Origin of the sequence: Enterococcus sp. AZ163, assembly GCF_050498925.1 — a bacterium.
Classification (GTDB): domain Bacteria; phylum Bacillota; class Bacilli; order Lactobacillales; family Enterococcaceae; genus Enterococcus_A; species Enterococcus_A ferrettii.
In genome coordinates this window covers 3,641,689-3,658,693 of record NZ_JBIPAO010000001.1, presented here as the reverse complement: position 1 = coordinate 3,658,693, position 17,005 = coordinate 3,641,689, and the positions used below count along the sequence as shown (strand labels likewise).

Here is a 17,005-nt window from a genome sequence, read left to right as displayed (position 1 = left end):
TGCAAAATTCTAATGAAAGAATTTTGCGCCAGCTTGTTTATTAGCCGCAGGATGGGGCAAGGTTTTTGATAGGAAAATATATCCGACAGCATTTAGAATCATCATGCCGATAAAGATAGCAAATGAACCGGCATTTAACAGCCCGATTTCTAAAATAGAATGGAAAAGCATCGCAGCTACATAAATCCCTCCAACAGTTGTTACGATCAAAAAGATACGTAAAGGATTCAGCGGCAGGCAAGCTTTGATCACTGCTAGACAGCTAATACCAATCAATAGATAATACATTAAAGTGGTTGTGTCCATGTGAGCCCAGTTGTTATTCCGAGCAAGTAATGAGACAACCAATACATTCACAACAACTAGTAAAGCATTGGGAACGGCCGCCCGTAATGCTGTTGGCAGGAATTTTCCTTTGATCCGTTCCTTGTTTCCTTCAAAGGATAAGAAGAAGGAAGGGTAGCCTTCAATTGCCAAGTCAATCAAGGTAATCTGAATTGGAATGAAGGGAAATGCAGTAGCTGTTAGCAAGCAAATGACTGACAATAAGAACGAATAAATTGTTTTGATAAAAAAGATGCCTGATACTTTGGTAACATTATTTACTACGCGACGACCTTCAAAGACAACTTCTGGCAATGAGGTAAAGTCAGAATCAAGTAAAACTAAGTTAGCAATTTGACGAGTGGCATCGTCGCCGTCCGCCATAGCAATACTGACATCTGCTTCACGAAGAGCCAAAATATCATTTACGCCATCACCAGTCATGGCAACTGTCCGACCCGCATTTTTCAACGATTGAACCAGCAATTTTTTCTGATGAGGTGCTACTCGACCAAAAACGGTATACTGCTGTGCAGCATCAATCACTTGTTGGTCAGTTTCACAGGTTGCTAAATCAATGTAACGTTCAAAGTTGGGCAGACCAGCCCGACGAGCAATGTTGGAAACGGTGATTGGATTATCCCCAGAGATTACCTTCAGTTCCACACCCTCGTTATACAAGTACGCCAACGTTTCTTCAGCATTCCGACGAATGACATCTTCAATTTCAATCACAGCTAAGGCTGTTAAGTTTTCTTTTTCTTCAGGTACCTTGCTGCCAGGTCCAACGGCCAGCAGCAACACGCGCAAGCCTTCTTCCTGAGCAAGAGCGACTTGGGCTGGTAAAGCCTCAGCAGCAATTAACTTTTCAGGAGCTCCAAGATAAACCACACCGAAGTCTTCTAAAGCCATTGCACCCCACTTACGATCGGAAGAGAAGGGCAAGACATCTAAACTAGCGTAACGGTCAGCCTCTGGGAAGTAATCCCGCAAAGCTTGCATGGTTACGTTGTTGTCGGTACTTTGTGCTAAGTAGCTGCCTAATAGCGACTGAACATCGATATCATTGGAAATTGGGTGAATATTTGTTACCCGCATGTTTCCTTCAGTGATTGTTCCGGTTTTGTCTAAACAAAGTGTATCGACATGAGCGAGCGTTTCAATTGAGTACATATCTTGAACTAAAATGCGTTTTTTCGCCAGCTTTGTTACACCCGTTGTTAAGGCGATGCTGATTAAAAGGACTAATCCCTTTGGCAGCATACCTAAAACAGCAGCTGCTGAAACGACTACAGATGTTTTGATACCGCTTGTGCGGAAAAAGAAAGCTTCCAGAAATAGTAAAATCCCAAACGGAATAATAATGAAACTGGTAAATTTAGACACCTTGCGTATTGCTCGAACCAATTCTGAGTTGAAGGGCTTGTGCACTTTCGCTTCGCTGGCTAGTTTCGTTGCGTAATTATCAGCACCAACGCGGACAACTTTTGCAACGACCTCTCCACTGGTTAAAAAGCTGCCAGATAGTAACTCATTGCCGGCCGTTTTGCTGATCAAATCAGATTCACCAGTTAGCATGGCTTCATTTACTTCAGCAAAGCCAGATAGAACATTCATATCAGCAGCGATTTGTTCGCCGGCATGCATAATCACAGTATCATCCATTACGAGCTCTGTAGGGTTGATCGCCTGCTCCTTGCCATCACGAAGGACCTTAACCTTTTGTTGGTTAACAATCGACAGCTTCTGCACCAAATTCCGAGCATGAATTTCTTGATAAATCCCGATACAAATATTGGTTAAAATAATGACTAAATAGAACATGTTGGTGTAGGCACCTACTAGAAACAGGCAGATACCAATAATCAAGTTTAAAAAGTTAAAAAGGGTGACGATATTATCGTAGAGGATCGCCTTAGTCGATTTTGTGGCGTTTTCCTCATAGTTGTTTTGCAGCCCCTGCGATTTACGCTGCTGTACTTCGTTTTCAGTTAGTCCCGTTTGCTTCACAACATTTCCCGCTTTCCGTAAAAATCTCATACAGCATTCAAGATAGCATAAAATAAAAAGGCAGATTGAGGAAATAAGGTGAAACAATCGTTTTTTATGAAAATTTTAAAGGACCAAATGTAAATGTATGGAAATTATTTCTTGCTCTTTCAGACTTAAAGGTTCTTTTAAAAAGAAAACGGATTTATGCCTAGTAAGTCAGGGACATATTTGCTACAATAAACGAGGTGTAATTATCGAAGAAGGAGTGTTTTTTAATGATCTCAGCAAGCGATTTACGTGCCGGTATGACCTTTGTTCAAGACGGCAAATTAATTAAAGTATTAGAAGCCAGCCATCATAAACCTGGTAAAGGAAATACTGTTATGCGCATGAAATTGCGCGATGTTCGTACAGGTGCTACGTATGATACTACATTGCGTCCCGATGAAAAGTTCGAAAAAGCAATGATGGAAACAAAACCAGTTCAGTATCTTTACAGTCAAGACGACATGGCAGTCTTTATGGATTTGGAAACTTACGAACAATACGAATTACCAGTTTCTTCAATTGAAGAGGAAATGAAATATTTGTTGGAAAACATGGAAGTGAAAATCCAATTCTTTGGTTCCGAAGTGATTGGTGTAACCTTGCCTACTTCAGTTATCCTGCGAGTGGTTGAAACCCAACCTTCAATCAAAGGAGCAACGGTTACCGGCTCTGGCAAACCAGCAACGATGGAAACTGGCTTAGTAGTCAACGTTCCTGACTTTGTTGAAGCAGGAGAATTATTAGAAATCAATACACAAGAAGGTACTTACGCAAAACGCGCAGGCAAATAATAAAAAAAGGGGGACTCGAATGCTGTGTGCAGTTGAGTCCTCCTTTTATAAGGTAAAAGGATCAGCCACCGGGATTGGATGGCTGATCCTTCATTTTAATGTGTATTAAATTGGGCAACCCAACGTTTGTAAGGCAAGACACTCCCTAAGAAGTAAGTCAGGATGCTTTGGATTGGAACCCAAATAATGGTTTTTATTAGGCGCGGCGCCCAAATGATCCAGCTGTTTAACGGAACATTGTACATAATCGCCAGCCATAGTGGGGTTAAAATTAGATTGATCACAATCGTGTTAACTACGACGGACTGGATAGAATTCTTCCAGGTAATCTCTTTTTTATAAAAGAAAAAGCCGTAGATGGCACCTGATACAAAGGCATTAATCGTAAAGCCGATGAAAAAAGGTGCTTTTGGCAGTAAAGCCATGCCGATAAAATCAGCAACAACCGATCCCACTCCTGTCCAGAGAGGACCAAAAAGCATTCCCATAATGATCTCTGGGACAAAGGTGAAGCTCACCTTCAAAAATTGTGTCTCAATACCTAATACGCGAGACAGTGTAACCATCAGGGCAATCAGTAATGCCATGGTGGTGATGCTTCTAGCATCCAGTTTTTTCTTCATTTCTAGCATCTCCTTTAAGAGCTGCTACATCTTCATGCAGCGAATGCGAAAATAAAACCGCAGACCGAAGTCTTTCGTCCAGCAGGCAACATCCCATCCTTCCGGCACTTAACGCTTTATTCTCTACTCTGATTATTATTCGGGGAAAACCCCGCTAAAGCGTATCATAAATACCTGCCAAGCGCAATCAAACCCGGTTTTCCTTTTTCAGAAAGACAAAAGAAAAACTTTCAATATGGTCTGTTTTCTTATAAAATAAGAGAAGTTATGATAAATAATTCACAAAGACCTGGATAGCCAGCTCTTTGACTATGCAAGTGTGAAAATTAATTCGACAAACGAAGGAGTAGACGCATGTATTCACCGACAGAAACAGCAGAGATTTGTGTAGCAAAAGGAGTAGAAAAAACCAGAAAATCATTGATCCCACAGCTCATTTTAGGTTTTATTGGCGGAGCAATGATTTCGTTAGGGTATTTAGGCTACATGAAGATAGTAGCAATCACCCCGGAGGAGCTGCTTTTTTTAGGAACGCTTCTAGGGGCTTCGGTTTTTCCTATTGGACTAGTAGTCATTTTGTTAGCGGGCGGCGAATTAGTAACTGGCAACATGGTGGCCGTTTCGATTGCATGGCTGAATAAACAAGTTAGCGGACGGGCAGTCATTAAGAATTGGGCGATTATTACTTTTGCTAACTTTTTAGGAGCAGTGTTTGTCGCCTATTTCTTTGGACATCTAGTAGGCTTAACCAGCAGTGGTGCCTATTTGCATGAAATTAAGGTGGTTGCCGAAGCTAAGTTAGCCGCAACACCATTGCAGGCTTTTGTATCAGGGATTGGCTGTAACTGGTTCGTTGGTTTAGGAGTCTGGCTAAGCTATGGCTGCAAGGATTCCGCCGGCAAAATTTTAGGAATTTGGTTCCCGATTATGGTTTTTGTCTTGTTGGGCTTTCAGCATAGTGTGGCGAACATGTTTGTTTTAACAGATGCAATGCTTGAAGGCTATGCAAGCTTGGGCGATTTTTTTGGCAATATTCTTCCAGTTTATCTCGGCAATATTGTCGGTGGTGTTGGTTTTGTATCGCTGCCGTATTTTATGAGCTATTTGAACGGGCATCATTAATCGATAACTGAGGGGCAAGGGATCTCTTGCTCCTTATTTCAATTTTAATATCTGCCAGCTTTGGCTTTTGCGGTTAAACGAAATATGCTACTCTAAGAAAAAAGAGGAGGGGAAATATGACCCGTTCAAATGAAATTGCCGCAGAATTACGAGGGAACGTTTTGTTCAAGTTGTTCCCCTACTTATATAGTAAAAACCTGTCAAAAATGGCGAATCGCTTTCTTTATTCGTCCATTGGCAGCCAAGTGAAAAGTCCCACGCTTCGCTATGAGGAGCGCTTTATTCCGCGAGCGGATGGCAGCCAGCTGCGTATCTGCATCTACCGATCTAAGCAAGTTTCCGAAAATATTCCGGGTATTGTTTGGCTGCATGGGGGTGGTTATTCCATGGGAATCCCAGAATTAGATGAACGAACCTATGAAGCTTTGATAGCTGCAAATCCTTGTGTTATTGTTGCACCAGATTATCGAAGAAGTGTAGATGCTCCGTATCCAGCTGCAATTGATGACTGCTATTTAGCTTTAAAATGGTTAAAGGAAAATGGCGAGAGTCTTGGCTGCCGTTTAGATCAGTTGATGGTAGGCGGCAACAGTGCAGGCGGTGGATTGACAGTTGCACTAACCATGCTGGCTCGCGACAAGCAGGAGGTAAGCATTGCTTATCAGATGCCGTTGTATCCCATGCTGGATGATCGTATGCAGACCGCTTCTGCTAAGGATAATCATGCGCCAGTCTGGAACAGTCGCGCCAACCGAATTGCTTGGGATTTATACTTAGGTAACCTGAAAAAATCCCCTGAAATTCCTAGTTATGCTGCACCTGCGCGAGCCAAGGACTACACAGGACTGCCACCAGCGGTTACCTATGTAGGGGATATCGAGCCTTTTTATGATGAAACGTTGCAGTATGTCAATCAGTTGAAGGCGGCCAGTATTCCAGTTGCTTTGAAGATTTTTTCAGGTGCTTATCATGGCTTTTCACAGGTGAAACCTGATACGGCGATCTCTGAAGAGGCCTTTGATTTCTTCATTGAGAATTATATTTATGCCTGCAAACATTATTTTGCCAAGCAGGTGAAGAGATGAACCAGAGGGAAGCGCAAAAGGAATGGGCGCGCTGGAAATACTATGTGATGGCGCGCTCGCAGGCGGAATATTTAAATTTACGGCAGCTTTTCTCAGGAAACCAATGGAATGAAGAGAAAGAAAAAGTCTTCCTCACCAGTCTGCAAAAAGTCCAGGAGTTTCCCACTAACCCGAAGGCGATGCGCAATGCCTATGAACATGTGTGGGGCTATTTTAAGAAGCAAGCTACCCCAGATGAACGAGTAGCTTTTTACCAGAAGCTGGTCGCAATCAATGAAACACAGGATGATGCATTGCCTTATTTAATCTATTTAAACGAAAAATATCCCAATCAATACCTTGCTGACTCTAAATTATTCAACTAAAGCAGATTGTTTTCTTCTTTCCTACAAACCTTCTATAATGAGAGCGACGGAGGGATAAATGTATGAAAACTAGAGCAATTGTGATAAATCAATACGGCGGGGCCGACCAATTAGTGGAGGAAACAGTGGAACTGCCAGAGTTAGAAGTAAATCAAGTAGTCGTGAAGGTTAAAGCCACTTCAGTGAATCCAATTGATTGGAAGCTGCGAGAAGGTTATTTAAGTCAAATGATGCCTTGGGATTTCCCGATTATTTTAGGTTGGGATGTTGCTGGAGAAATCGTGGAAGTCGGCGACCAAGTAACTAACTGGCAGGTCGGCGATCAAGTCTTCGCCCGACCAGAAACGACCCGTTTTGGAACCTATGCGGACTACACGATCGTTGACGATCATTTATTGGCTAAAAAACCTGAGAATATCTCCTTTGAAGCTGCAGCGGCAGTTCCTTTAGCAGGCTTGACTGCTTACCAAGCGTTATTCACTCATGGTCATTTAAAGGCTGGTGAAAAGGTCTTAATCCATGCTGGGGCTGGTGGAGTCGGCATGTTTGCTATTCAGTTGGCTAAAAATGCAGGAGCTGAGGTTATTACTACGGCTAGTGCGAAAAATCATGAATGGCTGAAGGAATTAGGTGCGGATCAGGTAATTGATTACCACACCACTGACTTTTCAGACGTGTTAACGGATATTGATTTAGTCTTTGATACAATGGGCGGTGAAATTCAAGCGAAGAGTTTTAAGGTTTTGAAACCAGAAAGCGGCCGTTTGATTTCCATTGTGGGCACGCCGGTTTTGGAATTAGCCAAAGAATACAATATCTTATTGGCCAAAAGCATTTGGTTAAATCCTGACGGCGGCCAATTACAGCAGCTGGCTGAATGGCTGCAATCTGGAGAAGTGAAAAGTGTCATGGGAGAAACCTTCCCATTAACAGCTGAAGGTGTAAAAGAAGCCCATCAATTAAGTGAAACACATCATGCACAAGGGAAAATTGTTCTGACAAATACTAGCAATGCCAATTAATTTGTATAATAAAAGTGGCTGTTGAGAAGATCATGTTAAAATGGTCTTCTTTTTTTATCGCTATTGACAGCTTCAGCTTTTGTTTGTATCGTTAAAATAAAATGTTGGAGGTTGTGCCATGAGTAAGATTACCGAAAGTATTGCCTTTTTGCAGCAGCAAAAATGGATTGACTTAACCCATACTGTTTCAGCTGAAATTCCTTATTTCCAAGCCTTTAAGCCACTAAGTGAAGAGACGTTATGTACGTTGGAAAATGATGGCTTTTACGCCAAAGAATACCATGTGGTCACACAATATGGGACGCATATTGACGCCCCGATTCACTTTGCAGCAGGCAAGGATCATTTAGAGCAATTGGATATGCAGGAATTTATTCTGCCGTTGGTTGTTTTGCACAAAGAAGCAGCCGTAGCAAAGAATCCAGATTATTGTCTAACAGTTGCTGATATCGAAGCGTTTGAGCAGGAGCATGGGGAGATTCCAGCAGGCAGCTTTGTAGCCTTTGCTAGTGGATGGTCAAAACGATGGAACGAGCATGCTTCTTATTACAATGTTGATGAGAACGGTCAAGCCCATACGCCGGGCTGGTCATTGGAAGCTTTGAAGTTTTTACACGAAGAGCGTAACGTAACGGCGATTGGACATGAAACATTGGATACCGATACTTCGATGGATTGCACCAAAAATGGTGGCTTGATCGGTGAATTCTATTGGTTATCGCAAAATAAATTCCAGGTGGAGGTCTTAACCAATTTAACTGATGTTCCGGCAATAGGTGGAGCGATTTTTCTAGGTGTTCCTAAAATTAAGGGAGCGCCTGGCTTCACAATTCGTGCCTTTGCAATTGTACCTGCGGAATAGGTGAAAGATGATTAAGGTACTGACGACTGATCATGAATTGAAGGAAGCTTTAGCAGTTGTATGGCAGGTATTTACTCAATTTGAGGCCCCAGAATATTCGATAGAAGGTGTTCAGGAGTTCAAAGAATACGTGGCTTTTGATGCAATGCAGCAGCGGATAAAAGCAAAAGAATTGAAATTGTGGGGCTATCACCAGGATGAGAAAATAGTGGGCGTCATTGGTGTGCGGCTGCCAGCTCATATTTCATTGTTATTTGTGGAATCGGCCTATCATCGACAAGGAATTGCCAGAAAGTTATCTCAGACGGCGCTTTCAACCATAGGCGAGCCAGCAGTTACTGTCAATTCCTCCCCCTATGCGCTTTCCGTATATCAGCGGTTAGGCTTTGAGGAAACTTCAGAAGAACAAGTAGTAAATGGGATTCGCTTTATTCCCATGAAATACAGCGTAAAAAAACAAGGCTTAGAATAAAAAGCCTTGTTTTTTTAGGAATTCTTTTGTTTGTGGACGGCGTGGTTCATAAAAGTGAGCCAACATTTTTCTTGACCAGTCAGCATCTGCTGAGTTAGATGACCGTTGCCCATAATAGTCTTGCATGAGGTGGTCGTAGGCTGAAATACGTTCCTCAGTCATCGGCTGATAACGATCAACGTGCTGAATATCCTGCAGCGGCAAACGCGGCTTCACTTCATTTTTTTCAGCCGGATAGCCTACTGACAGGCCAAACAATGGGAAAGTATATTCAGGCAGCTCAAGTAGCTCGGCCATTTTAAACAAATCGTTGCGAATCCCACCGATGTAGCAAATTCCTAAGCCTAGAGATTCAGCATAAACACTCAATGTTTGAGCAGCAATCGTTGTATCTACAACCGAAACGGTGAAGGCTTCCTCATTTTTTAAGGCTGCTAAAGAATGATCCTGCTGGGTTAAGATCTGAGCATGCTTATTTAAATCAGCTATAAAAACATAAAAGGCACCTGCATCCTTAACATAGCCAAAGCAGTTAGATAGGCCTTCAATGATTTCCAGTTTTTGCGGATCAGTTACTTCAATAATGGAATAAGACTGAATAAAATTGGAGCTGCTGCCGCTTTGAGCAGACAATACCAATTGCTTCTTAATTGCTGATGATAGTTTCTCTTTGGTGAACTTGCGAACCGATGTATGGTTCATTAATTGATCGAGTAAATCCATTGTAGGACCTCCATTCTTTTCTTCATGATAAAACAGCTGAATGAAAATGTAAAAGGCGAACATTCCTGTAAATTATATGAAAAAAGATTCACGATTCCCTCATCTCTTTCTAAAGATTGTGCTATAATGAGAAAAATCAATTTGGAGGGATTATTATGCGCGGCATCGTAACCGTTATTGGAAAAGACAAAGTAGGAATTATTGCAGGTGTCAGCCAAAAATTGGCTGAGCTTGAAGTGAATATTTTAGATGTGTCTCAAACGATCATGGATGACTATTTTACTATGATGATGTTGACTAATTTAACGAATGCCAACAAAGAATTTGATGATATTCGTGAAGAGCTTAATCAATTAGGCAAAGAGCTAGGGGTAAAAATCAGCGTGCAAAACCAAGAAATTTTCGACACCATGCACAAGTTATAGGAAATTTTTTAACCAAAACAGGAGGGCGACATGGAAACCAATCAAATACTAGAAACCATCCGAATGATTGAAGAAGAAAATCTAGACATTCGTACGATTACGATGGGTATTTCATTGTTGGATTGTATCGATAGCGACAGTGAAAAAGCCTGCGAAAAAATCTATCAAAAAATTACCACTAAAGCGAAAAATTTAGTACAGGTCGGTCAGGCAATTGAGTCTGAGTACGGGATTCCGATTATCAATAAACGAATTTCAGTTACACCAATCGCTATCATTGCAGCAGCTAGTGATGACACGGATTATGTGAAGTATGCGAAAACGTTAGACCGGGCAGCGAAGGAAGTCGGCGTTGATTTTATCGGCGGATTCTCAGCCTTAGTTGAAAAAGGCTATCAAAAAGGCGACAAAATTTTGATTGATTCCATTCCTCAAGCGCTGGCTGAAACAGACTTTGTCTGCTCATCCGTTAACATCGGTTCGACTAAAGCCGGAATCAACATGGATGCTGTCAGACACATGGGTGAAATCATTAAAGAAACCGCAGCCGCTTCTGAACTAGGCTGTGCCAAATTAGTCGTCTTTGCTAATGCGGTAGAAGACAATCCATTTATGGCAGGTGCTTTCCACGGTGTTGGAGAAGCAGACTGTGTAATTAACGTGGGTGTCAGTGGACCGGGTGTAGTAAAACGTGCATTGGAAAAAGTGAAGGGTGAACCCTTTGATGTGGTTGCTGAAGTAGTGAAACAAACGGCCTTTAAGATTACTCGTATGGGCCAATTAGTTGGTCGTGCGGCGTCAGAGCGCTTAGATGTTCCATTCGGAATTGTTGACTTATCCTTAGCACCAACACCAGCTGTAGGAGATTCTGTGGCGCACGTATTAGAAGAAATGGGCTTAGAAACGGTAGGAACTCATGGGACTACTGCTGCTTTGGCATTGTTAAATGATGCAGTGAAAAAAGGCGGCGTGATGGCCTGCAACCATGTTGGCGGACTATCCGGTGCGTTCATTCCGGTTTCTGAAGATGCCGGCATGATTGATGCGGTAAATAACGGCTCACTAAATATTGAAAAATTAGAAGCCATGACGGCTATTTGTTCCGTTGGTTTAGATATGATTGCTATTCCTGGCGATACACCAGCTGCCAGCATTTCTGCTATGATTGCGGATGAAGCAGCGATCGGTGTTATCAACCATAAAACAACTGCAGTTCGGATTATTCCAGCAGCCGGCAGTAAAATTGGTGACACGGTTGAATTTGGCGGCCTATTAGGTCGTGCACCAGTAATGAAAGTAAATCCAGCTGATTCGGCTGACTTCGTTGCTCGTGGTGGACGGATTCCAGCACCGATCCATTCTTTTAAAAATTAATTTTACGAAGAAGGCCCTCTGCGGCTTTCTTTTTTTGTTTTATTTGTAAGATGGAGAAAAATTGCTAATAAAAGCCCGCAAGTCCCTCCGCATAACTTAATTCACCGCCAAATATTAGCAAGTTGCGAATGCTTTGTACCTTTAAAACAACCAACTAATTTGAACGGTGACAAGCTTCAGCTTTTCTGAGAGAATAGAGGAGGAGGCGATAATGATGAAACGAACAATGGTTGTATTAATGGGAATAGTATTTTTCCTGACTGGCTGCAGTGCCAAGCCGGCTGAGTCAGAGGAGAATCCAACATTTGATAAATATATCCAGCAGGCAGAGAAGCTGGTAAAGGAAAAAGAGTATCCTGATGCAGTTAAGGAATATGATAAAGCGTTAGCAGTAGATACCAAGCAGGAGAAGCAGCCAGTGGAGGATGACAAGGCTGGTGTGAATTTACTGATCGCTGTTAATAAATTAATTGACGAAAAGGACTATCGCAAGGTAATTGAGCAATTAGGCTCTTCAGATTTGCGCAAAAGCAAAGATGTTATCGTGCATAAGCAGCTGGAAGAGGTCTATCAAGCTGCCCGCTCGAAGCAACGAGAGCAGTGGGGCAGTGAAGAAGAGTCAACCGAGGAATCTACAGCTGCCAAGCCCTCGACTAATCAAGCTGTCAGCAGCAGCCTTTGGAATGCTGAAAAAGGCAAAGCCTTGCAAGGCTTCATGGCACAATGGGGTTCTGCCATGGATCAGAAGTATGAGAATTATTCTGATGGCGTAGTCGGTGATTTTTATGGAATGAGTATTCCAAATGATGTTGTAGCCCATGCTGCAATCGGTGGAAAGAAAGCGAACCTAAACTTAAGCAAAGAGGTTACTAGTCAAAAGGGACGATATTTGGTAGCAATCTATTCTGATGCTGCTTATAGCGGCTATATGGATAAGCACCTCTATCTGTTTGTCATTGACAATGGGCAGCCTAAGGTCTATGTAACAATGCAAAACCAAGGGAACAGTGAAAATCTGCTGTACTTTGATGAAACAGAGAACCAGGATGTGAAAAATGGCTTTGCAGCGATTGTTGCCAATACCAAGGGTTATCAATCCGCAGGACAAGCTAAGAAGCAGCTGTCAACGAATGAAATCAATCAAACCTTTTTAGACTGGGCGATTCAGCGGGGAGAAATGGGCGGCATGGCGGTTTCTAGTCGGTACTTTACTCACGGAGCAGCTGGCAGGGGAGATTGGTATGCCCAGACACCGGATGGTGAGGTGCAAATGCAGGATAACGGGAATCCCGGTGCAGCAGCCTTTAAGATTCACATTATTGGCGGCTGTGTGTTCTATACTTCTTTAGATGGCACAATCGGGTTGGACCAAAAAGCTGAAGGAAGCAGTACTGCTGAGAACTATTATATTAATCTGGATCAAAGTCAGCCCGTTCATGTCTATTTGTTGGGTGATAACGGCAAAGTGTATGAGTATACTCACGTTCCGGTCGAAGAAAAAGCAATTGGCTTGTTTGGCGAATTGGAAGATGACGGGACTAAAGGACAATACGGACCTACCAAAACCTTCGCTGTTTCTGAAGATGCTGATGCCCAGGCGAAATTAAAAGAATTGTTAAATTAAAAACGGCTTTCCACAATCAAAGTGGGAGCCGTTTTTTAGTAGATCTCAGTTTTGAAAACATTCAATAGCAGCTTGCTGATTGCGGCAGCACTCATACTTTCATAATCTCTTAACCAGCGAACAATTAAACCTACTGAGCCTTCGACAAAGTAAGACAAATAGAGCTCCTTTTCTACTGTTGAAGCCTCTGGAAAATACTGGGAAAAATGCTGAAAGGCTTCCGGCTTAATTCGCTCCAGCAAGGGCGATAAGAAATTACTTTGATGATTGCCCAGCACCAGAATACGTACCTCTGGCCGTTGCTGAATTTTTTGCAGCAAAGTGGTTAACCAATTTTCAATCGGCTGACTATTTAACTGAATATCCGCCAACAAATCCTCCGTGGTTTCTTCTTCAATCTTCTGCAGCAGATCAAAAGCATCCTTGTAATATTTATAAAAGGTTCCCCGATTAATATCGGCCAGCTGAGTAATTTCCTTTACAGTAATTTTTTCTAAATCTTTTTGAGTTAATAGTGTTAAAAAGGCTTCGCGAATGGAATTTTTCGTGTAAATGGTTCGACGATTATTAGCTATTCCTACCATCTTTTCTCCTGCTTTCTTTCAACATTTCAAGTAAAACTGTCGCTTTAATGACAGGCATTTCAGTTTTGTTTCTTGTTCTTTGGAATGTTGCCTAGTATACTAACAACAGACTAAAAAAGCAACAGCTGTTCAATTAATGGAGGTCATAAGGTGAATTATGTAGAAGTCCAGCATGTATCAAAACGTTATCAAATGGGAGAATCGGTCATCACAGCGAATGACGACCTATCCTTTAACATAGAAAAGGGAGAACTGGCAGTCATATTAGGTCCCAGTGGTGCCGGAAAATCAACTGTTCTGAATATTTTAGGTGGAATGGATGCACCAGATGAAGGAAAAATTTTAATCGACGGTACGGATATTGCTCAGTACAACGATAAACAATTGACCGCCTATCGTCGGGAAGACGTGGGTTTTGTTTTCCAGTTTTATAATTTGGTACCGAACTTAACAACGAAAGAAAATGTTGAATTGGCCACGGAGGTTTCACCGAAAGCGCTCGATCCAGAGGAAGTCTTAAAGCAGGTGGGATTGGATCATCGCCTAAACAACTTCCCCGCACAATTATCCGGCGGGGAACAGCAGCGGGTGTCGATCGCTCGAGCACTAGCCAAGAATCCGAAGCTGCTTTTGTGTGATGAGCCAACCGGGGCACTAGATTTTGAGACTGGAAAGCAGATTCTAAAGCTTTTGCAGAATGCCAGTCGAGTGCAAGGCAATACGGTCTTAATTATTACGCACAATTCAGCTTTGGCGCCGATGGCCGATCGGGTCATCCGGATTAATGACGCCAAGGTTCGTTCGGTTGAGGTGAACAAAAATCCTATTTCAATTGATGAGATTACGTGGTAGGTGCTGCCGATGAAAAATAAAACCTACTTAAAAGCCAGCCTGCGGGAAATTGCTTACTCCAAGGGCCGCTTTATCGCGATCATTTTAATTATTTTGCTGGGAACGATGCTGTTTGTGGGGATCAAGGCCGCGGGTCCCATTCTGAATTCTTCAGCCAGCCGCTATGTCGATAGTCACGACTTATCTGATTTGCAGGTAGTTTCCACCGGCGGATTAACCGAGGACGATTTAGCTGCAACTAAAAAAGTGAAAGATGCTAATGTAGAACCAGGGTACCAATTCTTTTATGCTGATCCAGATAAAAACGAAGTGGTTCAAGTCTTCTCCTACGATCCGCAGCAAAAGCAGAATCAATTAGTAGTAACCGAGGGCCGATTGCCCAAGACAGACAACGAAGTCATTCTAGATACTAAAGCTAAAGACAATGGCTATAAGATTGGTGACACGTATAAAATCAATGATGCGGATCAATTGAAGGAAGCCAGCTATAAAATTGTCGGCTTTGCGAACTCGCCAATCTTCATCAGCACAGGGGAGCGGGGACTTTCCAATGTTGGCAATGGTCAAGTTGATTATTTTGCATATATACCAAAAAAGCAGTTTAAATCAGAAGTATACGGTATTTTCTATCTCACCTTTGAGCAAACGAAGGATTTAGAAACCTATGGCAGCGACTACGAAGATAAGGTGAAAGAAAAGAGTGAACAGCTGGAGACACTGTTTGCTGATCGACCGCAAGAACGGCTGGCAGAAATCCGTTCCAACGCGCAGACTGAAATAGACCCAGAAAAAACCAAAGTAAGTGATGGATTAACGGAGCTGGACCAAGCTCAAGCACAGCTTGACCAGCAGCAGGCCTTTGCATCACAACTGCCAGCTGAACAACGGGTGCAATTATCAGCAGCTCAAACACAACTGACAGAAAACCGCCAGCAGTTGACGGAGGCTCAATCCAAAATTGAGGAACAGGAACAAACCTTGGCAGATATGAAGGAACCCAGCTACTCCTTCCACCAACGCTCAGATAATCCTAGCTTTCAGGAATATGGCGATCTGTCCGAACGAATTGCGGCGATTGCCAATGTTTTCCCCGTCTTCTTTTTCTTCATCGCGGCATTAATTACCTTCACCACCATGACCCGGATGGTCGAAGAAAACCGCCGGGAGATTGGCACTTTAAAAGCATTAGGCTACAGCAAGTTTGAAATATCAAAAAAGTATTTTATCTATGCATTATCTGCTGCGGCGATTGGGATTTTATTGGGAAGTGTTATTGGAACAGAGGCTTTACCACGAATTATTTTTGCTTTGTCCAGTGAACGATACAACTTCGATCAGGTCCATATTTACTATTTGCCTCGCCCGATTATTCAGGCGTCAATTGCTTTTGTGCTAGCCAGTCTGGGCTCAGCCTTACTAGTTTTAATGAAGGACTTGCGAGAAAAACCAGCGCAGCTGCTGCAGCCGAAAGCACCGAAACCAGGCAAGCGGATTTTCTTAGAGTATATCAAACCACTCTGGTCCCGACTGAGCTTCAATCAAAAGGTCAGCTATCGCAATCTGCTGCGCTATAAATCACGCATGGTCATGGCAATTATTGGTATTTCCGGTTGTGCCGGGTTGATGGTTGCTGGGGTAGGCTTGAAGGATTCATTAAGCTCAGTTACGGCTAAACAATTTGGCCCAATCATTGATTATCAAGGAATCGTTACGCTCTCCGATGATGCAGATAATCCAGCAGATCGGCAAACAGTTGAAACGGTATTTGATCAAGAAGGACAGGTAACTGCCTCTCTGCCAAGCTTCAATGAAGCAATTGAAATTCGACAAAGCGGACAAGGCACGCAGCAGCTAACCATGATGGTTCCTCAGAGCAGCAAGGATTTTGCTGACTATGTCCATTTGAAGGATAGGGAAGAGAAAACAGTCAGGTTGGATGATCATGGTGCGGCTATCACTGAGAAGCTGGCGGAGCTTTTTGATTTAAAAGAAGGAGACAGTCTGACTATCTATGACAGTGAACAGCAGCCGATCAAGCTGAAGATTAGCCACGTCGTAGAAAACTATCTTGGTAATTTCTTATATATGTCCAAGGATTACTATCAGACGATTACCGATGACAGTTATCAACCCAATGCTTTTTTCCTGCAAACAAAAAGCATGAGTGAGAAACAGGAAAACCAGCTGTCTGAGGAGTTATTGGCAAGTGAGAAAGTTGTAAATACCTCGTTTGTTTCGCAACAAATTCAGACGCAAGAAGATTCCATGGCGAATCTGGATGCCATTGTACTGATTTTCGTGGTGTTGTCTGGTTTGTTAGCCTTTGTTGTATTGTATAACCTAACCAATATCAATGTTTCAGAGCGGATTCGTGAACTGTCGACGATTAAGGTGCTGGGCTTCTTCGACAAAGAAGTAACTATGTATATCTTCCGAGAAAACGTCATTTTTACACTGCTGGGAATTGTGGTGGGCTATGGTGTTGGCATCGTGCTGACAGCCTTTATTCTGCGGCAGGCTTCCATGGAGAATGTCATTTTTCCTTTAGTGATTCACTGGACAGCCTATGTAATTTCTGGTGGATTAACGATTGTTTTCACGCTGATTGTCATGGCAGTTACGCATGTGAAGCTGAAGCATATCAACATGATTGACGCATTAAAATCGAATGAATAGTTTTTACCGCTGTCTTTTACAGGCAGCGGTTTTTTAGGTTA

General features: G+C 42.6%; 16 protein-coding genes and 1 riboswitch. Of the genes, 12 read left to right on the top strand and 4 right to left on the bottom strand.

What is annotated here, in order from left to right; all coding sequences use genetic code 11:
• Nucleotides 1-9: 9 nt before the first annotated feature.
• Nucleotides 10-2,364, bottom strand: coding sequence for a cation-translocating P-type ATPase (locus IGI46_RS17605; RefSeq protein WP_429973916.1), 2,355 nt, complete (start codon nt 2,362-2,364; stop codon nt 10-12).
• Nucleotides 2,365-2,591: 227 nt separating this feature from the next.
• On the opposite strand from IGI46_RS17605, the gene efp reads away from it, so the two are divergent.
• The gene (gene efp, locus IGI46_RS17600; protein ID WP_207704807.1) at nt 2,592-3,155 is read left to right on the top strand and encodes an elongation factor P; all 564 of its coding nucleotides are present in this window, start codon (nt 2,592-2,594) and stop codon (nt 3,153-3,155) included.
• 95 nt (nt 3,156-3,250) lie between these two features.
• On the opposite strand, the gene IGI46_RS17595 is transcribed toward efp, so the two are convergent.
• Complete coding sequence (locus IGI46_RS17595; protein WP_207704808.1) at nt 3,251-3,778, bottom strand: folate family ECF transporter S component; 528 nt, start codon at nt 3,776-3,778, stop codon at nt 3,251-3,253.
• Nucleotides 3,779-3,813: 35 nt separating this feature from the next.
• A riboswitch (THF riboswitch) is annotated at nt 3,814-3,911 on the bottom strand.
• A 221-nt stretch (nt 3,912-4,132) separates the two neighbouring features.
• On the opposite strand from IGI46_RS17595, the gene IGI46_RS17590 reads away from it, so the two are divergent.
• The 6 genes from IGI46_RS17590 to IGI46_RS17565 all read left to right on the top strand — a co-directional run bounded on the left by IGI46_RS17590 (nt 4,133) and on the right by IGI46_RS17565 (nt 8,706).
• Entirely contained in the window at nt 4,133-4,900 is a 768-nt protein-coding gene (locus tag IGI46_RS17590) for a formate/nitrite transporter family protein (RefSeq protein WP_429964239.1), read from the top strand.
• A gap of 116 nt (nt 4,901-5,016) precedes the next feature.
• On the top strand, nt 5,017-5,985 hold the full coding sequence (locus IGI46_RS17585) for an alpha/beta hydrolase (RefSeq protein WP_429964238.1): 969 nt from the start codon (nt 5,017-5,019) through the stop codon (nt 5,983-5,985).
• The gene (locus IGI46_RS17580) at nt 5,982-6,350 is read left to right on the top strand and encodes a DUF1722 domain-containing protein (protein ID WP_429964237.1); all 369 of its coding nucleotides are present in this window, start codon (nt 5,982-5,984) and stop codon (nt 6,348-6,350) included. The genes IGI46_RS17585 and IGI46_RS17580 overlap by 4 nt, the downstream gene beginning before the upstream one ends.
• Nucleotides 6,351-6,412: 62 nt before the next feature.
• Entirely contained in the window at nt 6,413-7,372 is a 960-nt protein-coding gene (locus IGI46_RS17575; RefSeq protein ID WP_429964236.1) for an NADP-dependent oxidoreductase, read from the top strand.
• 118 nt (nt 7,373-7,490) lie between these two features.
• Nucleotides 7,491-8,234, top strand: a complete 744-nt coding sequence (locus tag IGI46_RS17570; RefSeq protein WP_429964235.1) for a cyclase family protein — start codon at nt 7,491-7,493, stop codon at nt 8,232-8,234.
• Nucleotides 8,235-8,241: 7 nt separating this feature from the next.
• Nucleotides 8,242-8,706 carry a GNAT family N-acetyltransferase gene (locus IGI46_RS17565; protein WP_429964234.1) on the top strand — a complete coding sequence of 155 codons (465 nt, stop codon included), beginning with the start codon at nt 8,242-8,244 and terminating at the stop codon, nt 8,704-8,706.
• Here IGI46_RS17565 and nfsA read toward each other — a convergent pair.
• Complete coding sequence (gene nfsA / locus IGI46_RS17560) at nt 8,698-9,429, bottom strand: oxygen-insensitive NADPH nitroreductase (RefSeq protein WP_429964233.1); 732 nt, start codon at nt 9,427-9,429, stop codon at nt 8,698-8,700. The genes IGI46_RS17565 and nfsA overlap by 9 nt on opposite strands.
• A 155-nt stretch (nt 9,430-9,584) precedes the next feature.
• Between nfsA and IGI46_RS17555 the strand changes: the two genes are divergently transcribed.
• The 3 genes from IGI46_RS17555 to IGI46_RS17545 all read left to right on the top strand — a co-directional run bounded on the left by IGI46_RS17555 (nt 9,585) and on the right by IGI46_RS17545 (nt 12,852).
• Entirely contained in the window at nt 9,585-9,854 is a 270-nt protein-coding gene (locus tag IGI46_RS17555; protein ID WP_429964232.1) for an ACT domain-containing protein, read from the top strand.
• 30 nt (nt 9,855-9,884) lie between these two features.
• Nucleotides 9,885-11,228, top strand: a complete 1,344-nt coding sequence (locus IGI46_RS17550) for a PFL family protein (protein ID WP_429964231.1) — start codon at nt 9,885-9,887, stop codon at nt 11,226-11,228.
• Nucleotides 11,229-11,442: 214 nt separating this feature from the next.
• The gene (locus IGI46_RS17545; protein ID WP_429973915.1) at nt 11,443-12,852 is read left to right on the top strand and encodes a DUF4767 domain-containing protein; all 1,410 of its coding nucleotides are present in this window, start codon (nt 11,443-11,445) and stop codon (nt 12,850-12,852) included.
• A 35-nt stretch (nt 12,853-12,887) separates the two neighbouring features.
• On the opposite strand, the gene IGI46_RS17540 is transcribed toward IGI46_RS17545, so the two are convergent.
• A complete protein-coding gene (locus IGI46_RS17540; protein ID WP_429964229.1) occupies nt 12,888-13,436 on the bottom strand; it encodes a TetR/AcrR family transcriptional regulator in 549 nt (182 codons plus the stop codon).
• A 150-nt stretch (nt 13,437-13,586) separates the two neighbouring features.
• Here IGI46_RS17540 and IGI46_RS17535 point away from each other — a divergent pair, with 150 nt between their 5' ends.
• Together IGI46_RS17535 and IGI46_RS17530 are read left to right on the top strand one after the other, a co-directional pair.
• On the top strand, nt 13,587-14,288 hold the full coding sequence (locus IGI46_RS17535) for an ATP-binding cassette domain-containing protein (protein WP_207704820.1): 702 nt from the start codon (nt 13,587-13,589) through the stop codon (nt 14,286-14,288).
• Between the two features lie 9 nt (nt 14,289-14,297).
• Nucleotides 14,298-16,964 carry an FtsX-like permease family protein gene (locus IGI46_RS17530; protein WP_429973914.1) on the top strand — a complete coding sequence of 889 codons (2,667 nt, stop codon included), beginning with the start codon at nt 14,298-14,300 and terminating at the stop codon, nt 16,962-16,964.
• Nucleotides 16,965-17,005: the final 41 nt, after the last annotated feature.

Coding starts and splice junctions, on each gene's coding strand:
- IGI46_RS17575 (WP_429964236.1), top strand. CDS start 6,413: ATGAAAACTAGAGCAATTGTGATAAATCAATACGGCGGGGCCGACCAA.
- IGI46_RS17550 (WP_429964231.1), top strand. CDS start 9,885: ATGGAAACCAATCAAATACTAGAAACCATCCGAATGATTGAAGAAGAA.
- IGI46_RS17565 (WP_429964234.1), top strand. CDS start 8,242: ATGATTAAGGTACTGACGACTGATCATGAATTGAAGGAAGCTTTAGCA.
- IGI46_RS17580 (WP_429964237.1), top strand. CDS start 5,982: ATGAACCAGAGGGAAGCGCAAAAGGAATGGGCGCGCTGGAAATACTAT.
- efp (WP_207704807.1), top strand. CDS start 2,592: ATGATCTCAGCAAGCGATTTACGTGCCGGTATGACCTTTGTTCAAGAC.
- IGI46_RS17590 (WP_429964239.1), top strand. CDS start 4,133: ATGTATTCACCGACAGAAACAGCAGAGATTTGTGTAGCAAAAGGAGTA.
- IGI46_RS17585 (WP_429964238.1), top strand. CDS start 5,017: ATGACCCGTTCAAATGAAATTGCCGCAGAATTACGAGGGAACGTTTTG.
- IGI46_RS17595 (WP_207704808.1), bottom strand. CDS start 3,778: ATGAAGAAAAAACTGGATGCTAGAAGCATCACCACCATGGCATTACTG.
- IGI46_RS17570 (WP_429964235.1), top strand. CDS start 7,491: ATGAGTAAGATTACCGAAAGTATTGCCTTTTTGCAGCAGCAAAAATGG.
- IGI46_RS17540 (WP_429964229.1), bottom strand. CDS start 13,436: ATGGTAGGAATAGCTAATAATCGTCGAACCATTTACACGAAAAATTCC.
- IGI46_RS17530 (WP_429973914.1), top strand. CDS start 14,298: ATGAAAAATAAAACCTACTTAAAAGCCAGCCTGCGGGAAATTGCTTAC.
- nfsA (WP_429964233.1), bottom strand. CDS start 9,429: ATGGATTTACTCGATCAATTAATGAACCATACATCGGTTCGCAAGTTC.
- IGI46_RS17545 (WP_429973915.1), top strand. CDS start 11,443: ATGAAACGAACAATGGTTGTATTAATGGGAATAGTATTTTTCCTGACT.
- IGI46_RS17605 (WP_429973916.1), bottom strand. CDS start 2,364: ATGAGATTTTTACGGAAAGCGGGAAATGTTGTGAAGCAAACGGGACTA.
- IGI46_RS17555 (WP_429964232.1), top strand. CDS start 9,585: ATGCGCGGCATCGTAACCGTTATTGGAAAAGACAAAGTAGGAATTATT.